Below are 14146 nucleotides of genomic sequence, written 5' to 3'. Positions count from 1 at the left end.
AGAAGCAGGAGAGGCATCATGGCGACAGCGACCGCCGGGCAGGAGCCCGTGGCAAAGATCAAGCCCGCGCTCGATCTCAATTTCTACTCGCACGCCACGCTGGAAGCGAAGGACATCAAGTTCACCCGCCGCTTCTTCGAGGAATTTCTGGGGTTCGAAGTCGTCCAGATGGCGGACGTTTCATTCTGGGCGCGGATGGGCGGCGATCAGGTGATCGTCGTCGTCCAGAGCCCGCGGGGCAAGAAGGAGACGATGCCCTTCCTCAACCATAACGGCCTCGACGTCAGCACCGAGGCCGATGTCGATGCCGCCTGGGCGATCGTCAAGCGCGACGCCGAGCAATGGGGCATCACCAAGATCACCCGCCCGATCGTCCAGCACGGCACCTATTGCTTCTATTTCTTCGACGCCGACGACAATTGCTGGGAGATCCTGTCCAACCCCAAGGGCGGCTATGCCTGGGGCTTCGCGCTCGGCGACCAGGAAGGCAAGGGCCATATGAGCCGCAGCTTCGCCCGTCCGGATTCGACCTTGACCAAAAAGAAATAGGATGGGCGCCGATCTTCACGACATCCGCTATGCGCGGATCGGGTCGGACGATCTCGACGCCAGCATCCGCTTCGCGACCGAGATCCTCGGCCTGGAGTTGATGGAACGTGACGCCAGCAACGCCTGGCTGCGCGGCGACGATCGCGATCACAATATCTGCTACACCCGCGGGCGCGAGAGCGGCCATGCGACGGGCTGGGAAGTCACGGACATGGCCGCGCTCGACCGCGCCGCTGCCGAGTTCGAGGACAACGGCGTCCACGTCCGCGCCGGCACTTCGGAAGAGTGCGAGCTGCGGCGCGTGCGTGGCCTGGTCATACTCAGTGACCCGACCGGTAACACGATCGAGCTGGTCGCCCGCCCCAATGCCTGTGGCCGCCGCTATTTCGGCACGCGCGACGCCGGCATTACCGGTTTCAGCCATGTCGGCATGCACACCAGGGATGCACAGGCGGACGAAGCGTTCTGGATCGGCAATCTCAACGCCAAGGTCAGCGACTGGATCGGCGAGGCGGCGCTGCTGCGCATCAACGAGGTGCATCACAATGTCGCGCTGTTTCCATCGACCAAACAGGGCATCCAGCACGTCAATTTCCAGGTCGAGAGCCAGGACGATATCATGCGGTCCTTCTACCTGCTGCAAAAGCGGGGCGTGAAGATCGTGTTCGGTCCCGGTCGGCATCCGACATCGGGCGCGCGCTTTCTGTATTTCCAGGGGCCGGACGATCTCATCTACGAATATTCGACCGGCGTGCGGATGATCACGGCGGAGGATGAGGAAAGCTATGTTCCGCGTTCCTTCCCGGCGGTGCCGAGCAGCTTCTGCATGTGGGGCTCGGAGCCGGACATTCCGGAATTCAAGACGGGCAAGACCACGCCCGATTCCACTTTGCTGCATGCCGCCTGATCCCGCGCGAACCCTGCGGCTCGCCTCGCGGGCGATGGGTCGGCATGGCCTGGCGCACGCCTATGGCCATGTCAGCACCCGCCTCGACGACGGCAGCTTCCTCGTCTCGCCACCCCAGCCGCTCGGCACGGTGACGACGAACGAGCCGGGCGTGGTCGTACCGCTCGACGGCGATCTGCCCGCCGGCGCGCTGCCCGAAGTGCGCACCCATCGAGAGATCTATCGCAAGCGTCCCGCCATCGGCGGCGTCGTCCGTGTCCAGCCGCCGTCGGTGATGGCGCTGTCGGCGCTGGGTGAGACGCCGCGGGTCCATCACGGCCTCGGCGCCTATTTCGCGCCGGCCGCCCCGCTCTGGCCCGGCGTCGCGCTGGTTCGCGACGATGCCCAGGCGGTGCAGGTTGCGGACATGCTCGGCGATGCCGCGGCGATCGTGCTGTCGGGCAATGGCTGCGTCTGCGCCGCCGCGACGCTCGAAGAGGCCGCCTGCCTCGCCTTCTTTCTCGAGGATGCCGCCCGGCTCGAGCTGGCAATCCTGCCGGCGCGCGCCGCCGGCGCTGCGCCCCGCGAATATACGTCCGCCGAGGTAGCCGCACGCGCGGTCAAGGCCGGCGGACTGTTCGAACGAATGTGGCACCATCTCTGCTTCGGAGACCCTGAATGGCAATCGATACCCTGACCCCGCCGGCGCGCGACCTGGAGCGCTTCTCGCTGGCAATCCGCGAGGCCTATGCCTCGGGGGTTCCGATCGCACCGATCCGCGACGCCCTGCCCGATGCGTCGATCGAGCAAGCCTATGCGATCCAGGAAGCGAATACCGCATTCTGGCAGCAGGCCGGACGCGTCCCGGTCGGCGCCAAGATCGGTCTGACCGCCAAGACGGTGCAGGTCCAGCTCGGCGTCGATCAGCCCGATTTCGGCACCCTGTTCGCCGATATGTCGGTACCGGACGGCGAAACCATCGCCCATGGCCGCCTGCTCCAGCCCAAGGTGGAGGCAGAGATCGCGTTCGTGCTCGGCCGCCGGCCCGATCCGGCGCGGCTGACCACCGCCGAGCTGCTGAGCTGCATCGACTATGCGCTGCCAGCGCTGGAGATCGTCGACAGCCGCATCGCCAATTGGGATATCCGCATCGTCGATACCGTCGCCGACAATGCCTCGTCGGGGCTGTTCGTGCTCGGCACCACGCCGGTTCCGGTCGCGGAGATCGATTTGCGCCTGTGCGGCATGGTGCTGGAGCAGAACGGCGATCCGGTGTCGTTCGGCGCCGGCGCCGCCTGCCTCGGCAACCCGCTGCACGCGCTGGGCTGGTTGGCCGCGAAGATGGCGGAAGTCGGCCGCCCGCTCGACAAGGGCGATATCGTCTTGGCCGGCGCGCTCGGGCCGATGGTCGCAGCACAGCCCGGCGACAGTTTCGAAGCCCGGATCGAAGGCCTGGGCGCGGTCCGCGTCGCCTTCGCCGCCGCATGACAATCCACCGCAACGACAAGGGGGCGACCCATGCCTGAACTTCTGGAGATCGCCGCTAGGCTCGACGATGCCGCCTATCGCGCTGAAGCGACGCCCCAGCTCGCCGAACCGCTGACGCTGGAGGAGGCCTATGCCGTGCAGGCCGCGTCGCTCGCCCGCCGCTATGCGCGCGGTGAACGCCGCGTCGGCATCAAGATGGGCTTCACCAGCCGCGCCAAGATGGCCCAGATGGGCATCGACGAGATGATCTGGGGCCGGCTGACCGACGGGATGATGGTCGAGGATGGCAGTCAGATCGACATTGCCGATTATGTCCACCCGCGCGTCGAGCCCGAAGTCGCCTTTATCCTGTCGGCACCGCTGCCCGAGCGGGTGACGACCGCCGCGGCTCTCGCCGCGGTGAGCGGAGTCGCGCCCGCGCTCGAGATCATCGACAGCCGCTACCGCGACTTCAAATTCTCGCTGACCGATGTGATCGCCGACAACAGCTCGTCTTCGGGCTTCGTGATCGGGCCCTGGTCGGATCCGCGCGGCGACCTCTCCAATCTCGGTTTCGTCATGGAAATCGATGGTGTCACCCGCCAGATCGGCTCCAGCGCCGCGATCCTCGGCAATCCGATCCGCTCGCTGGTCGCGGCGGCACGGCTGGCGGAAGAGGCGGGCGAGCCGCTCCAGGCCGGCGATATCGTGATGGCCGGCGGCGCGACCGCGGCCGAGCAACTGGCGCCCGGCCAGCATGTCCGGCTCCAGATCCAGCGCCTCGGCCGGGTCGAGTTCACGGTAGCAGGGATCTGAGCGCGCGAGCAGCGGATCGCCCCCGCCCCGCGCGCCATCCACTTGAAACCCGGCATGGTTCGCGGCCATATCGGAGCTCGACTTCTCGGAGGGGATGTATTGCCCGATAGCGAGCTCATGGCGGCGCTGAAGCGTTTCGATCTGCTGTCAGCGCCCGGACACTTGCTCCGGCGCAACCATCAGCGATCATACGAAATCTTCACCCGCCATGTCGGCGACGGCATCACGCGCCAGCAGATCGCGCTCCTGATCGCGCTCGCCAACCTGCCCGGGGCGTCGCAGCGAGATCTGGTCGAGGCCACGGGCATCGACAAGAGTACACTCAAGGAAATGATCGGGCGGATGGTGACTCGCGGCTGGATCGAGCGCTCGCGGGATCCTGATGACAGCCGCGCCTGGACCATGCGCATCGCCCCGGCCGGCGAGCGGGTGCTGATCGAATATCTGCCCAAGGTAGAGGCGGCACAACAGGAAATCCTAGACCCGTTGCCGCCCGTCCAGCGGGATCAGCTCCTGCGCTGCCTTCGCATTCTCGCGGGCTTCGACGCACCGGGCTGAACGCCCGGCGCGCCTCTCAATTGCTCAGCCGAACACCTTGGCCGCCAGCTCCGCAACCAGCTTGCCCTGATATCGCGCGCCATCCAATTCGTTCGCGCTGGCGGGACGTTCGCCCCTGCCGCCAGCGATCGTCGTCGCGCCGTACGGCGATCCGCCCGTGATCTCATCCAGCCGCAGCTGGCCCTGAAAGCCATAGGGCAGGCCGACGATGGTGAGACCGAGGTGGAGCAGGTTCGTGATAATCGAAAACAGCGTGGTTTCCTGCCCACCATGCTGGCTTGCCGTCGAGGTGAAAGCGGCGCCGATCTTCCCGTTCAGCGCGCCGCGTGCCCAAAGCGGGCCGGTCTGGTCGAGAAACGCGGCCATTTGTGCGGGAATACGGCCATAGCGGGTAGGTGCGCCGAGGATGATCGCGTCGTAATTCGGCAGATCCTCGACCGTCGCGACGGGCGCCTGCTGATCGACCTTGAAATGTGCCGCGGCGACGACCTGCGCCGGCGCGGTTTCGGGCACCCGCATGATTGTGACTTCGGCGCCGCCCTCGCGCGCGCCCTGCGCGACGGCTTCGGCCATGCTCTCAACATGCCCGTAGCTGGAGTAATAAAGGACGAGAACCTTGGCCATGAAATCTCTCCATTGAAATCGGCAGAATTGGTCCGCGGCCTCGCCCGTTATCCCTGATCGGTGCCTGCGCAACGATCCTCAGGGCAGGTTCGGCAAAGCCCTCGACACCCGTTGCCGAACGACGACGCGCAATGCACCTTATTCAGGAAGCGCGATCTTACAGAACTGTATACAGTTGTAAAGGAGGCTTCGCCATTGACGTTGATTTTTATCGAGCCGCAGCAGTAAGTGCACACACTATTAAGCCGGAGGCTGCGAGCTGGGGCCGACTCACAACCATCTGACATACTTGCATGTCAGATGGACTCAGCTATGATTGGGCGCAAGCCGGAACGACAGGTCCTGGTAGGCACGATGAAAGGATATCGAGAGGATGCGGCGGCCCGCGATACGGTTATCCCCACGCGTGCATCCAGCATTTCGCAGCGCCCCTATCGAATCGATGACGTCATAGTGCGGCGATGCGCGCCCAAAGGCACGAGGTGGCGATAGCCGGCAGCGCCGATGTCGCGGATCCCGCACGAAGCAGGAGAAGATTTCATGACCAAGCTCGCAATCTGGGCAACAATGCAGGCGAAGCCCGGCCGGGAAGCCGAAGCCGCCGAATTCCTGGTGGAAGCGTGCCGCCGCATCGAAGCCGAGCCGGGAACCACCCATTTCTTTTCCATCGATCTGGGCGATGGCAAGTTCGCGATCTTCAACGCGATGGCCGATCAGGACGCTTTCCTGGCGCATGTCGGCGGAGAGATCGCCGCCTGGACGCAGGCGATGAATCCCGAGCTGTTCACCGAACCCTACGCGATCACCCGCGGTGACGTGCTGGCGGTCAAGCCGCAAAAGGCGGGCTGACCATGGCGAAATCGGCTCTCGATTGCGAAGTGCTGGTGGTCGGTGCCGGCCCGACCGGGCTGATGGCGGCGAACCTGCTCAAGCGCAACGGCATCGATGTCCGGCTGGTCGAGCAACGCCCCGAACAGACCCGCGAATCGCGCGCTTTCGCGGTTCAGGCGCGCACGCTGGAGCTGATGCAGAGCATCGGGCTGGCCGCGCGGTTTCTGGCGCGCGGCATGGCCGTCGATTCGGTCAACATGCATTTCCAAGGCAAATTCCGCGGCGGTCTCAACTTCGCCCATGTCCGGGCGCCGGACACCCCCTACCCCTATATCTTCATGATCCCGCAGTCGGAAACGGAGGCGATCCTCACCGAGGATATCGAAAAGCTCGGCGTGAAGGTCGAGCGCGGTGTCGCCGTCGACCGGATAGAGCAGGATGCGACCGGTGTGACCACAACGGTGACTACACCCGCTGGCCAGGCGAAAATCCGCAGCGCCTATATCGTCGGCGGCGACGGTTCACGCAGCATCGTGCGCAGCGAGACCGGAATCGGTTGGGAAGGCGATATGGTGCCCCAGCGTTTCCTGCTCGCCGATTGCAAGGTCGACTGGGAATTCAGCCATGACAAGTTCCGCGTCTTCCACAATGGCGCGCTGACCGGGCTGTTCCTGCCGCTCGACGGATCGCGCCTGTCACGCGTAATGGCCACCGATCTCAGCGAAAACGCAGTCGGCGATGCAGAGAATGCCCGCCCCGCGCCTCTCGAGCTGGAGGAAATGCAGGCCGGCTTCGCCAAGGCGATCGGCGTGCCGGTAAAGCTGAGCAATCCCGAATGGCTGACCCGCTACCGCGCGCACCATCGCATCGCCGGCCAGTATCGCAGCGGCCGCGCCTTCATCGCCGGCGACGCCGCGCATATCCATTCGCCCGCCGGCGGCCAGGGCATGAACACCGGACTCCAGGACGCGGCGAACCTGGCGTGGAAACTCGCCGCCGTGCTACGCGGATCGGGATCGGAATCACTGCTCGACAGCTATGACGCAGAGCGCCGTCCGCTCGGCGAAGCGGTGGTGAAATCGACCGGCAAGCTGTTCGCCGCCGCCGCCGGACAGGCCGGCTGGATCGCTGCATTGCGCGACCGCATGGCCAGTCTGGCGCTGCCAGTCATTTCCAAGCTCCCTCCATTCCATAACAAGGTCTTCAACAAGCTCTCGCAGCGCGGAATCGTCTATCCACGCTCGGCGTTCGTCGGCGGCACCGATGGCAAGGTGAAGCCGGGCGGGCGAGTGCCAAACGCGCCGCTGACTGGCGGGAAGGCGGTGTTCGACCTGATCAAGGGCTATCGCTTCCATATCCTCGTCTTCTCAAATGCGGCGCTCGACGCGGCGCAGAGCCAGGCACTGGCAAGCATCTCCGCGAGCCGCGAGGTGGAAGTCCACCAGATCGACAGTGCCGGGCAGAATGCAGAAGCGTTCGAGCGTTTCGGCGTCGCGCCGGACGAGCAGGTGACACTGGTGGTCCGCCCGGACGGCTATGTCGCCTGGCGCGGCCAGGGCGTCCTGCCCGGCGAGGCGGCGGCTTTGGTCGAGAGTCTGGCGGCCAAGCCGCGGCCAGCGCGCAAGACTCGCCGATCGCGCGCGGCTTAGGCGCCAGCCAGTTCCTTGAGCGGGGTGCCCGGATCGGCGAGTTTCGCCGGATCCGGGCATAGCCCCTCGACAACCAGCTTTCGGCCCTGGACATAATCCCTGGCGACGTTGACGCAGTCCAGCGCGACGACCCGGCCTTGCTTCAGATAGACGACCGAGAAACTGCGCGCCGCCGGATCGCCGCGCAGCACCGCCACGTCATGGCCGGCGGAGATGCCGACAGTCTGGAGCTTCAGGTCATACTGGTTCGACCAGAACCAAGGGACGGAATCATATTCCAGCTCCTGCCCCGTGATCGTCTTCGCGACGAGCGTCGCCTGATCATTGGCGTTCTGGACCGACTCCACCCGGATCGGCGCCCCGCCGGCAAAGCGATTGGCGTGCAAGGCGCAGTCGCCGATCGCGAATATATCGGGGAGTGACGTGCGACACTGGCGATCGACCGCGACGCCGTTCCCCCCTTCCGCTCCCGCCGCGATCAGCGGCGCAACGGCGGGGACGATGCCGATGCCGACGATCACCAGGTCGGCGGCGATCACCTCGCCGTCCGCGAGGCGCACCCCGCTGGCCTCGCCTTCCCCTTCGATGCAGGCGACCACCGCGCCCAGCCGGATCTCGACGCCATGCGCGCGGTGTTCGGCTTCGTAGAAGCGCGACAGCGCCTCGCCCGCCACCCGGGCAAGCACCCGATCGAGCGCCTCGATCAGCACGACCTGCTTGCCGGCCTTGGCCAGCACCGCCGCGGCCTCGAGGCCGATATAGCCCCCGCCGATCACCGCGATCCGGGCGGCGCCATCGAGATTGGCGAGTATCCGGTCGACATCCTTGCGGGTGCGGACACTATGCACGCCGGCGAGATCGTGCCCCGGACAGGACAAGGCGCGCGGCGTGCCGCCGGCTGCCCAGATCAGCTGGCCATAGCCGATGGCCTCGCCGCTTTCCGTCGTGACGATTCTGGAAGACGGATCGACCTGCACCACGCGCTTGCCAAGCAGCATCGTTACGCCGCGTTCGTCCCAGAATGCGGCGGGGCGGATCAGAATACGTTCGAAGGACTTCTCGCCGGAGAAATACTCTTTCGAGAGCGGCGGGCGCTCATAGGGCAGTTCGGGCTCGTCGCCGACGATCGCGATTCTGCCGGCGTACTTGTTCTGCCTCAGCGCAATTGCCGCCTGCGCGCCGGCATGACCGGCGCCGACGATGACGATGTCGAACGATGTCTCAACCATGCCCTGCCTTCAATACGGTCATCGGCGCGCGGACCGGCAGCCCGGTCCGACCCCTGTGCGGCGACCGCTCAGCCCAGTTCGTAATTATGCCCGAAGTCCGAAGGCGGCGGGCCGTCGGCTGACCACAGAAACATGCCGTCCTTCTTGGTCCAGTCCGTCACCGGCCATTCGAAATCGGCGGGTACGAAATCGATGTCGAAATAATATTCCGCCATGCCGTTCCACGGATCGCGGAAGTAATGGAAGTAGTTGGAGCCCACGCCGTGCCGCCCCGGCCCCCAGGCATGGCGGTATCCCTTTCCGAACACCCGCTGCGCGCCCAGCGCCGCTTCATCGATCGAGCCCATTTCGAAGCTGGCATGGTGGAAACCCGGGCCGCCGGACTTGAGCAGCCCCAGCACATGATGGTCGCTGTCGCCGGGCAGGCGCAGAAACGCGGCATACTCATCGACGATCGTATCGCTGACTTTCATGCCGAGCACGTCACGATAGAAATTCCGCATGCGGGCGACATCGGCGGTGAACAGGATCATATGGCCCAACCGGCGCGGTCGAGCGGGAATGTCACGGCTTGGACAGCCGCGCACGCCGGCACGGGTGACCAGGCCCGGCCGGTTGATCGACGGCGCCGGCTCCGCCGGCTGCGCTTTCTTCTCGGCAACGGTGACGTTGACGAGATTGCCATCGGCGTCGCGGAACCACAGCCCGTCCGGCGCATCCGGCAGCGGCGGATCAAGGCGATGGATGCCGCGCTCCTCAAGCCGCCCGGCGATGGCGGCCAGTCCAGCCGCATCGGTGCCGAACGAGATATGATGGAATCTGCGGTCGCGCCCGGTCTCGATCAGGATCACTTCGTCATGATCACGGCCGTCGCTGCGAAAGCCCAATGCCCCGTCACGTTCCGCCAGGTTCAGCCCGAACGCCTGGTAGAAATCCGCGCCCGGCGTCAAATCGGGTACACTCAGCGCGAAATGCCTCAACGAATGGATCATCCTACCCTCTCCCACACGCGCTGCAGCGGACGGTTCGGCACCGGTCCGGCCAGCTTAGGCCACTTCCGCCGCCGGTGTCGCCACGCTGATTCCCATTCCCGCATTCCACGCGGAAATGTCGTGATAAAACCGCTTTTGCGAAACATAGGGGCCAACGGCCGCAATGGCGGCATAGGCCGCAACCCAGTTGCGCACCTCGTGCCCGCCGCAGCCCGCCAGATCTTCCAGTTCGCGCTCGCTCAGATGATCGAGCCAGTCTAGCTCACCGCGGTCGAGCGCCGCCATCAGCCCCTGATCCCATGCAGCATTGAGCGGCAGGCTCTGGCCTTCGCCGCGCGCCAGCCTGCGCGCGGCCTCGTAATTCTGTTCCTCGCGGGCGCGCCGCGCCTCGATCGGTGGGTTGCGTCCGGCGATCAGCTTCTCGGCGACATCCGGCGAAGCAGTCGCGATCTTCGGGATCGGCGGATCATGCGACAGCCCGCCCGAGCCCAGGATCAGCACGCGCTTACCCAGTCCATTCGCCCAGCGTCCCACTGCCGCACCCAGCGCCCGCACCCGTGCGAAGGACGGTAGCGGCGGGCCAGCGCAATTGACGTGGATCGGCAATACCGGCCAGCGATCGACCCGCCCGCCCAGCAGCACGAGCAACTGCGCAAAGCCGTGATCCGCCTGCATCCGGTAGGACATGGCGACATCGACGCCATCCGCATGCACCGCGCGCACGCAATCGATCGCCAGATCCTCCGGCACGTCGAAGTCGCCGCCGCCAATGTCGTAGTCGCCGATCGACGTCGCGCGCACGCCGACGGTGAAGGACGGCAGCATGTCGTAGAAAAAGCCCTTGAAATGGTCGGGCGCGAATTCGATGACGAGCTCGGGATCGTAGGCGCCAACCTCTTCCGCCAACGCGGCGAAATGACCCCGCACCGCCGCATCGACCGCGGGGTCGGCATCGACATGGTCCATCAGCGGCGTATGGGAGGCGCAGATCAGGCGCAGCGGCATCCTCTCTACCTCAGGCCGCGACGGCGCTCGCCGCGGCGCTTTGCCGGGCGAGGAAATCGAGATGGATGCGGTTGAACTCGTCGGCCTTTTCCCATTGCGGCCAATGCGCGCAGTCGCCCATGATCACGAGCGGCTCGGCATTGGGAATCGCTGCGACGAAGCGCTCGCCAGTCGCGACCGGCGCGGTCGGATCATGATCGGTCCAGATCACCAGCGTCGGCGCCGAGATGCGGGTCAGGCTTTCGTCGGTCAGGACGTTGCGCATGCGGATCTCCATGTTCTGGAGGCACAGGATGCGCTTCATCGCGTCGATGAATCCGGGCTGGGTGTAGATTCGATAGCGCAATTCGACGAGATCGTCGGTGACGCGCGACGGGTCGTTCATCAACCATTCGAGCCGCGCACGCACGGTCGCCGGGCTCGCTTCGGCAACCGCCTTCATGGTGACGTTATACACCCGCTCCATTACAGCGGGATCGGTATTGAGCCCGCCCGCGGTATTGAGCGTCAGCGTCGCGACCCGCTGGGGATGGTCGATGGCGAATTGCGCGACGATCCATCCGCCGAGCGATTCACCGTGGAGATGGGCGCGCGCAATTCCCGTGGCATCGCAAAAATCGAGCAGATGCTGAACATAATGACGGATTTCGTAGTCGTGCGCGGGCTTTGAGGAGAAGCCATGCCCGACCATGTCCAGCGCGATCGTGCGATGCGCCGCCGCGTGCGGCAGCAGATTGCGGATGAAGGCTTCGAGGTGACCGCCCGTACCGTGAACGAAGATCACCGCCTCTTCCGCGTCCCGATCGCCGCTTTCGAGGTACCGGGTGCGGATGCCGCCCGCATCGACATAGCCGAGGCGGACTTCGCCACTTGCCAGCTCGGGCCACAGAAATGCCATTTCCAATCCCCTCTCTATTCAATCATACTAGCATGCAAGCATGTATTGTAAAGTCACGCAATGGTGCGCCTGCCTCAGTCAGAGCTTGATCGGCGCGCCAAGGGGGATAGGGAACATATGTTGCGGGAAGGAAAGGCGCCGAGGTTGAGCAAGAACAACCAAGTCTATGGCCTCATCATCAACAGGCTTGTGCATGCGCGCTACGCGTTCGGCGAGCGGATCCTGGTCAAGGAACTGATTGCCGAGACCGGCGCCAGCCGCCAACCGATCATGTCCGCGCTCAATCGGCTTTCGGCGGACGGCTTTGTCCAGATCATCCCGCAAGTCGGTTGCCAGGTGATCGATCCCAGCCGCGATGAAATCGCCGATTTCTTTCTGATGTTCCAGCGCATGGAAGGGCTTCTTGTCGAGCTTGCCGCGATGCGCCGCACCGATGCGCAACTGACCGAGCTCCGCGGGCTCCAGAATCGATTGATCGCCATCGGCCAGACGGGCGACGCTGTGGCGCATGCCGCGCTGAACCGCGAGTTCCATCATTTGATGCACGCAATGGCCCGCTCGCCGCTGCTGGACGAAAAGCAGCGCAGCAATTTCAACATGTGCGACTTCTTCATCACCCATTCGGCGGGGTTCGAAGCGTTCATGTCGGATGCCGTGCAGGATCACGAGCAGATCATCGACGCCATTGCCCGTCATCAGCCTGAGCGCGCCAAGCTGGTGGCCGAGGCCCATATCGCCGCCGTCGCCGGCGCCGTGCTGGTCGGACTGGAGAAAGGCTGACCCAGGCGCGGTTCGCGTTGCCGCCCTGCCCGACCGGGCGCACGGATGCCAGCCTTGTCCAAAGACGCTTGAGGCGCCACGTCATTATCCCTATGACTTGCATGCAAGCATGCCTCTCTACGGCAGGAGCTTTGATATGGTGGAGGCGAGCATGGCATCTGCGGCAGTCCCGGCTGACATGGACCGGCACGCGGTGTGGGTGACGATGGAGGCCATTCCGGGCCGCGAGGACGAGGCTCGGGACTTTCTCGAATCGGTGGCCGTGCGGCTGCGCGCCGAAACCGGCACTTCCGGCTATATGGCGGTCGATCTCGGCGGCGGACGCTTCGGCGTGTTCAGCACCTTTCGCGACGACCGTGCCCTTCGGGACCATGCCGAAGGCGTCGGCCGCTGGATCGAAGCGCGACGGCCCGGCCTGTTCGCCGCGCCCTATGACGTGACGCGCGGTCAGCCGTTCGCCGTGCACCCGCATCAAGGTTCCGCGATCCCATAACCGCGTCCCCGCCTCGCGCCGGATTTGCGGCGCATCCAGGACGATATCGAGGTAGATTATGAGCATATCCCCCGCCATGGATGGCAGCGAGGCGCGGCGGCCGCGTCAGGACCGCGCCATGCTGCTCACGCTGATCGGTTGCACCATCGCGGCGCAGGCGGACCGCCACGTCATGAGCTTGCTGGCCAAGCCGGTGCAGGACGCCCTCCATCTCTCGGATCTGCAGCTTGGGCTGCTTCAGGGCGTCGCGTTTTCCCTGTTCTACGCGATCGCCGGCCTGCCCCTGGGCTGGCTATTGGACCGCCGCGCGCGACGCGTCGGCATCGCCGGCCTGTGCGTGCTGATCTGGAGCCTTGCCACGATCGCCTGCGGGTTCGTCGGATCGTTCGTGACCCTGTTCTTCTTCCGCAGCCTGACCGCAGTCGCCGAGGCCGGCCTGGGCCCGGCGGCGGCATCGCTCATCAGCCAGATGGGGGGACGCCGCGACGTCATGCGAGCGAGCAGCTTTTTCATGCTGGCGCCATGGCTGGGCAGCGGACTCGCGCTGATCGGCGGCGGCATCGCGCTCAAGCTGCTCACCGGTTCGATCGAGGATCCCTGGCGCTATATCTTCGTCCTGCTCGGCCTGCCCGGCTTGGCGCTGGCGCCGCTGCTGGCATGGGGCGTGACGGAACGCCCGCGCCCGGAGCGCCAGCAGGTGGCGGACGCCGTGGTGAAGAGCGGCAGCAGCATCCCGCCGTTCCTGCCATGGCATTATGCGGCGATGACGGCCAACTTCCTCGCCATGTTCGGCTTCGTCGCCTGGTTCCCGATGTTGCTGGTTCGCGAGCATGGCATGGAAGTGGGGTCGGCCGGCGCGGCCTCGGGAGCGGCGTTCCTAACCGCCGGCGTCATCGGCACCCTGGTCGCCAATCGCGCGGCGGCGCGGCGGCAGGACGATTCGCTGTTTGCGCTGATCCGCTTTCTCAAATTGATTGCCGCGGGTGCCGCCGTTGCGACGGCGGCCCTCGGGTTGAGCGGTTCGCCGGTGACGGCGCTGATTTGCTATGCGGGTTTCGTCTTCCTGGCCTCGATGATAAATTCGATGATGCTGGTGCCGCTTCAGCTCAGTGTCCAACCCTGGCAACAGGCCCGCGCCGCGGCGCTTATGGGCCTGTGCACAGCGGCGGTCGGCGGCAGTCTTGGCCCCTTGTTCGTGGGTGTTTTCAGCAATGGCGGCATGCGCCTCGGTCTCGCCATCGCCCTGACCGGCATGGCGGGTACGCTGATTGCCGCGGCTTGCTTCTTCATCGCCCAGACGCGTCTGGCCGGCTCTGCGGGCGACGCCGCGCTCCCGCAGGACGGCTCGGCGGCGCACCCGGTCTAGCGC

General features: G+C 65.5%; 16 protein-coding genes. 11 read left to right on the top strand and 5 right to left on the bottom strand.

Going from position 1 to position 14146, the window contains the following annotated elements:
* Nucleotides 1-18 precede the first annotated feature (18 nt).
* The 6 genes from KF730_RS03255 to KF730_RS03230 all read left to right on the top strand — a co-directional run bounded on the left by KF730_RS03255 (nt 19) and on the right by KF730_RS03230 (nt 4276).
* Nucleotides 19-549 (top strand): VOC family protein, encoded by a 531-nt coding sequence (locus KF730_RS03255; RefSeq protein ID WP_294092221.1) that lies wholly within the window; start codon nt 19-21, stop codon nt 547-549.
* A gap of 1 nt (nt 550) precedes the next feature.
* On the top strand, nt 551-1456 hold the full coding sequence (locus KF730_RS03250; RefSeq protein WP_294092220.1) for a VOC family protein: 906 nt from the start codon (nt 551-553) through the stop codon (nt 1454-1456).
* Nucleotides 1446-2132 carry a class II aldolase/adducin family protein gene (locus KF730_RS03245; RefSeq protein WP_294092218.1) on the top strand — a complete coding sequence of 229 codons (687 nt, stop codon included), beginning with the start codon at nt 1446-1448 and terminating at the stop codon, nt 2130-2132. Before KF730_RS03250 ends, KF730_RS03245 begins: the two co-directional genes overlap by 11 nt.
* Nucleotides 2114-2923 carry a fumarylacetoacetate hydrolase family protein gene (locus KF730_RS03240; RefSeq protein WP_294092216.1) on the top strand — a complete coding sequence of 270 codons (810 nt, stop codon included), beginning with the start codon at nt 2114-2116 and terminating at the stop codon, nt 2921-2923. Before KF730_RS03245 ends, KF730_RS03240 begins: the two co-directional genes overlap by 19 nt.
* Before the next feature lie 30 nt (nt 2924-2953).
* Complete coding sequence (locus KF730_RS03235; protein WP_294092215.1) at nt 2954-3718, top strand: fumarylacetoacetate hydrolase family protein; 765 nt, start codon at nt 2954-2956, stop codon at nt 3716-3718.
* Between the two features lie 117 nt (nt 3719-3835).
* On the top strand, nt 3836-4276 hold the full coding sequence (locus tag KF730_RS03230) for a MarR family winged helix-turn-helix transcriptional regulator (protein ID WP_294092212.1): 441 nt from the start codon (nt 3836-3838) through the stop codon (nt 4274-4276).
* 24 nt (nt 4277-4300) lie between these two features.
* Here KF730_RS03230 and wrbA read toward each other — a convergent pair whose 3' ends face one another.
* Nucleotides 4301-4900, bottom strand: coding sequence for an NAD(P)H:quinone oxidoreductase (gene wrbA / locus KF730_RS03225; RefSeq protein ID WP_294092210.1), 600 nt, complete (start codon nt 4898-4900; stop codon nt 4301-4303).
* A gap of 540 nt (nt 4901-5440) precedes the next feature.
* On the opposite strand from wrbA, the gene KF730_RS03220 reads away from it, so the two are divergent.
* Together KF730_RS03220 and KF730_RS03215 are read left to right on the top strand one after the other, a co-directional pair.
* Nucleotides 5441-5749, top strand: coding sequence for an antibiotic biosynthesis monooxygenase (locus KF730_RS03220; RefSeq protein WP_294092208.1), 309 nt, complete (start codon nt 5441-5443; stop codon nt 5747-5749).
* A 2-nt stretch (nt 5750-5751) separates the two neighbouring features.
* On the top strand, nt 5752-7380 hold the full coding sequence (locus KF730_RS03215; protein WP_294092206.1) for an FAD-dependent monooxygenase: 1629 nt from the start codon (nt 5752-5754) through the stop codon (nt 7378-7380).
* On the opposite strand, the gene KF730_RS03210 is transcribed toward KF730_RS03215, so the two are convergent.
* The 4 genes from KF730_RS03210 to KF730_RS03195 all read right to left on the bottom strand — a co-directional run bounded on the left by KF730_RS03210 (nt 7377) and on the right by KF730_RS03195 (nt 11504).
* A complete protein-coding gene (locus KF730_RS03210) occupies nt 7377-8609 on the bottom strand; it encodes an FAD-dependent oxidoreductase (RefSeq protein WP_294092204.1) in 1233 nt (410 codons plus the stop codon). The two genes, KF730_RS03215 and KF730_RS03210, sit on opposite strands and share 4 nt — an antisense overlap.
* Before the next feature lie 68 nt (nt 8610-8677).
* Nucleotides 8678-9601 carry a VOC family protein gene (locus tag KF730_RS03205; protein ID WP_294092201.1) on the bottom strand — a complete coding sequence of 308 codons (924 nt, stop codon included), beginning with the start codon at nt 9599-9601 and terminating at the stop codon, nt 8678-8680.
* Between the two features lie 54 nt (nt 9602-9655).
* A complete protein-coding gene (locus KF730_RS03200; protein WP_294092199.1) occupies nt 9656-10606 on the bottom strand; it encodes a 3-carboxyethylcatechol 2,3-dioxygenase in 951 nt (316 codons plus the stop codon).
* A 10-nt stretch (nt 10607-10616) separates the two neighbouring features.
* Nucleotides 10617-11504: an alpha/beta fold hydrolase gene (locus tag KF730_RS03195; protein ID WP_294092197.1), complete on the bottom strand. Its 888-nt coding sequence runs from the start codon at nt 11502-11504 to the stop codon at nt 10617-10619.
* 60 nt (nt 11505-11564) lie between these two features.
* On the opposite strand from KF730_RS03195, the gene KF730_RS03190 reads away from it, so the two are divergent.
* The 3 genes from KF730_RS03190 (at nt 11565) to KF730_RS03180 (ending at nt 14143) form a co-directional block, all read left to right on the top strand.
* Complete coding sequence (locus KF730_RS03190; RefSeq protein WP_294092196.1) at nt 11565-12284, top strand: GntR family transcriptional regulator; 720 nt, start codon at nt 11565-11567, stop codon at nt 12282-12284.
* 151 nt (nt 12285-12435) lie between these two features.
* The gene (locus KF730_RS03185) at nt 12436-12777 is read left to right on the top strand and encodes a hypothetical protein (RefSeq protein ID WP_294092194.1); all 342 of its coding nucleotides are present in this window, start codon (nt 12436-12438) and stop codon (nt 12775-12777) included.
* 58 nt (nt 12778-12835) lie between these two features.
* Nucleotides 12836-14143, top strand: coding sequence for an MFS transporter (locus KF730_RS03180; protein WP_294092193.1), 1308 nt, complete (start codon nt 12836-12838; stop codon nt 14141-14143).
* Nucleotides 14144-14146 lie beyond the last annotated feature (3 nt).

The organism is Sphingomonas sp. (assembly GCF_019635515.1).
Classification (GTDB): domain Bacteria; phylum Pseudomonadota; class Alphaproteobacteria; order Sphingomonadales; family Sphingomonadaceae; genus Sphingomonas.
This window is presented reverse-complemented; position numbering and strand designations above follow the sequence as displayed.

Bases quoted from the DNA above. Each gene is read 5' to 3' on its own strand.
- KF730_RS03185 (WP_294092194.1), top strand. From the start codon at position 12,436: ATGGCATCTGCGGCAGTCCCGGCTGACATGGACCGGCACGCGGTGTGG.
- KF730_RS03190 (WP_294092196.1), top strand. From the start codon at position 11,565: ATGGTGCGCCTGCCTCAGTCAGAGCTTGATCGGCGCGCCAAGGGGGAT.
- KF730_RS03215 (WP_294092206.1), top strand. From the start codon at position 5,752: ATGGCGAAATCGGCTCTCGATTGCGAAGTGCTGGTGGTCGGTGCCGGC.
- KF730_RS03205 (WP_294092201.1), bottom strand. From the start codon at position 9,601: ATGATCCATTCGTTGAGGCATTTCGCGCTGAGTGTACCCGATTTGACG.
- KF730_RS03200 (WP_294092199.1), bottom strand. From the start codon at position 10,606: ATGCCGCTGCGCCTGATCTGCGCCTCCCATACGCCGCTGATGGACCAT.
- KF730_RS03235 (WP_294092215.1), top strand. From the start codon at position 2,954: ATGCCTGAACTTCTGGAGATCGCCGCTAGGCTCGACGATGCCGCCTAT.
- KF730_RS03210 (WP_294092204.1), bottom strand. From the start codon at position 8,609: ATGGTTGAGACATCGTTCGACATCGTCATCGTCGGCGCCGGTCATGCC.
- KF730_RS03245 (WP_294092218.1), top strand. From the start codon at position 1,446: ATGCCGCCTGATCCCGCGCGAACCCTGCGGCTCGCCTCGCGGGCGATG.
- KF730_RS03230 (WP_294092212.1), top strand. From the start codon at position 3,836: ATGGCGGCGCTGAAGCGTTTCGATCTGCTGTCAGCGCCCGGACACTTG.
- KF730_RS03180 (WP_294092193.1), top strand. From the start codon at position 12,836: ATGAGCATATCCCCCGCCATGGATGGCAGCGAGGCGCGGCGGCCGCGT.
- KF730_RS03255 (WP_294092221.1), top strand. From the start codon at position 19: ATGGCGACAGCGACCGCCGGGCAGGAGCCCGTGGCAAAGATCAAGCCC.
- KF730_RS03240 (WP_294092216.1), top strand. From the start codon at position 2,114: ATGGCAATCGATACCCTGACCCCGCCGGCGCGCGACCTGGAGCGCTTC.
- KF730_RS03220 (WP_294092208.1), top strand. From the start codon at position 5,441: ATGACCAAGCTCGCAATCTGGGCAACAATGCAGGCGAAGCCCGGCCGG.
- KF730_RS03195 (WP_294092197.1), bottom strand. From the start codon at position 11,504: ATGGCATTTCTGTGGCCCGAGCTGGCAAGTGGCGAAGTCCGCCTCGGC.
- wrbA (WP_294092210.1), bottom strand. From the start codon at position 4,900: ATGGCCAAGGTTCTCGTCCTTTATTACTCCAGCTACGGGCATGTTGAG.
- KF730_RS03250 (WP_294092220.1), top strand. From the start codon at position 551: ATGGGCGCCGATCTTCACGACATCCGCTATGCGCGGATCGGGTCGGAC.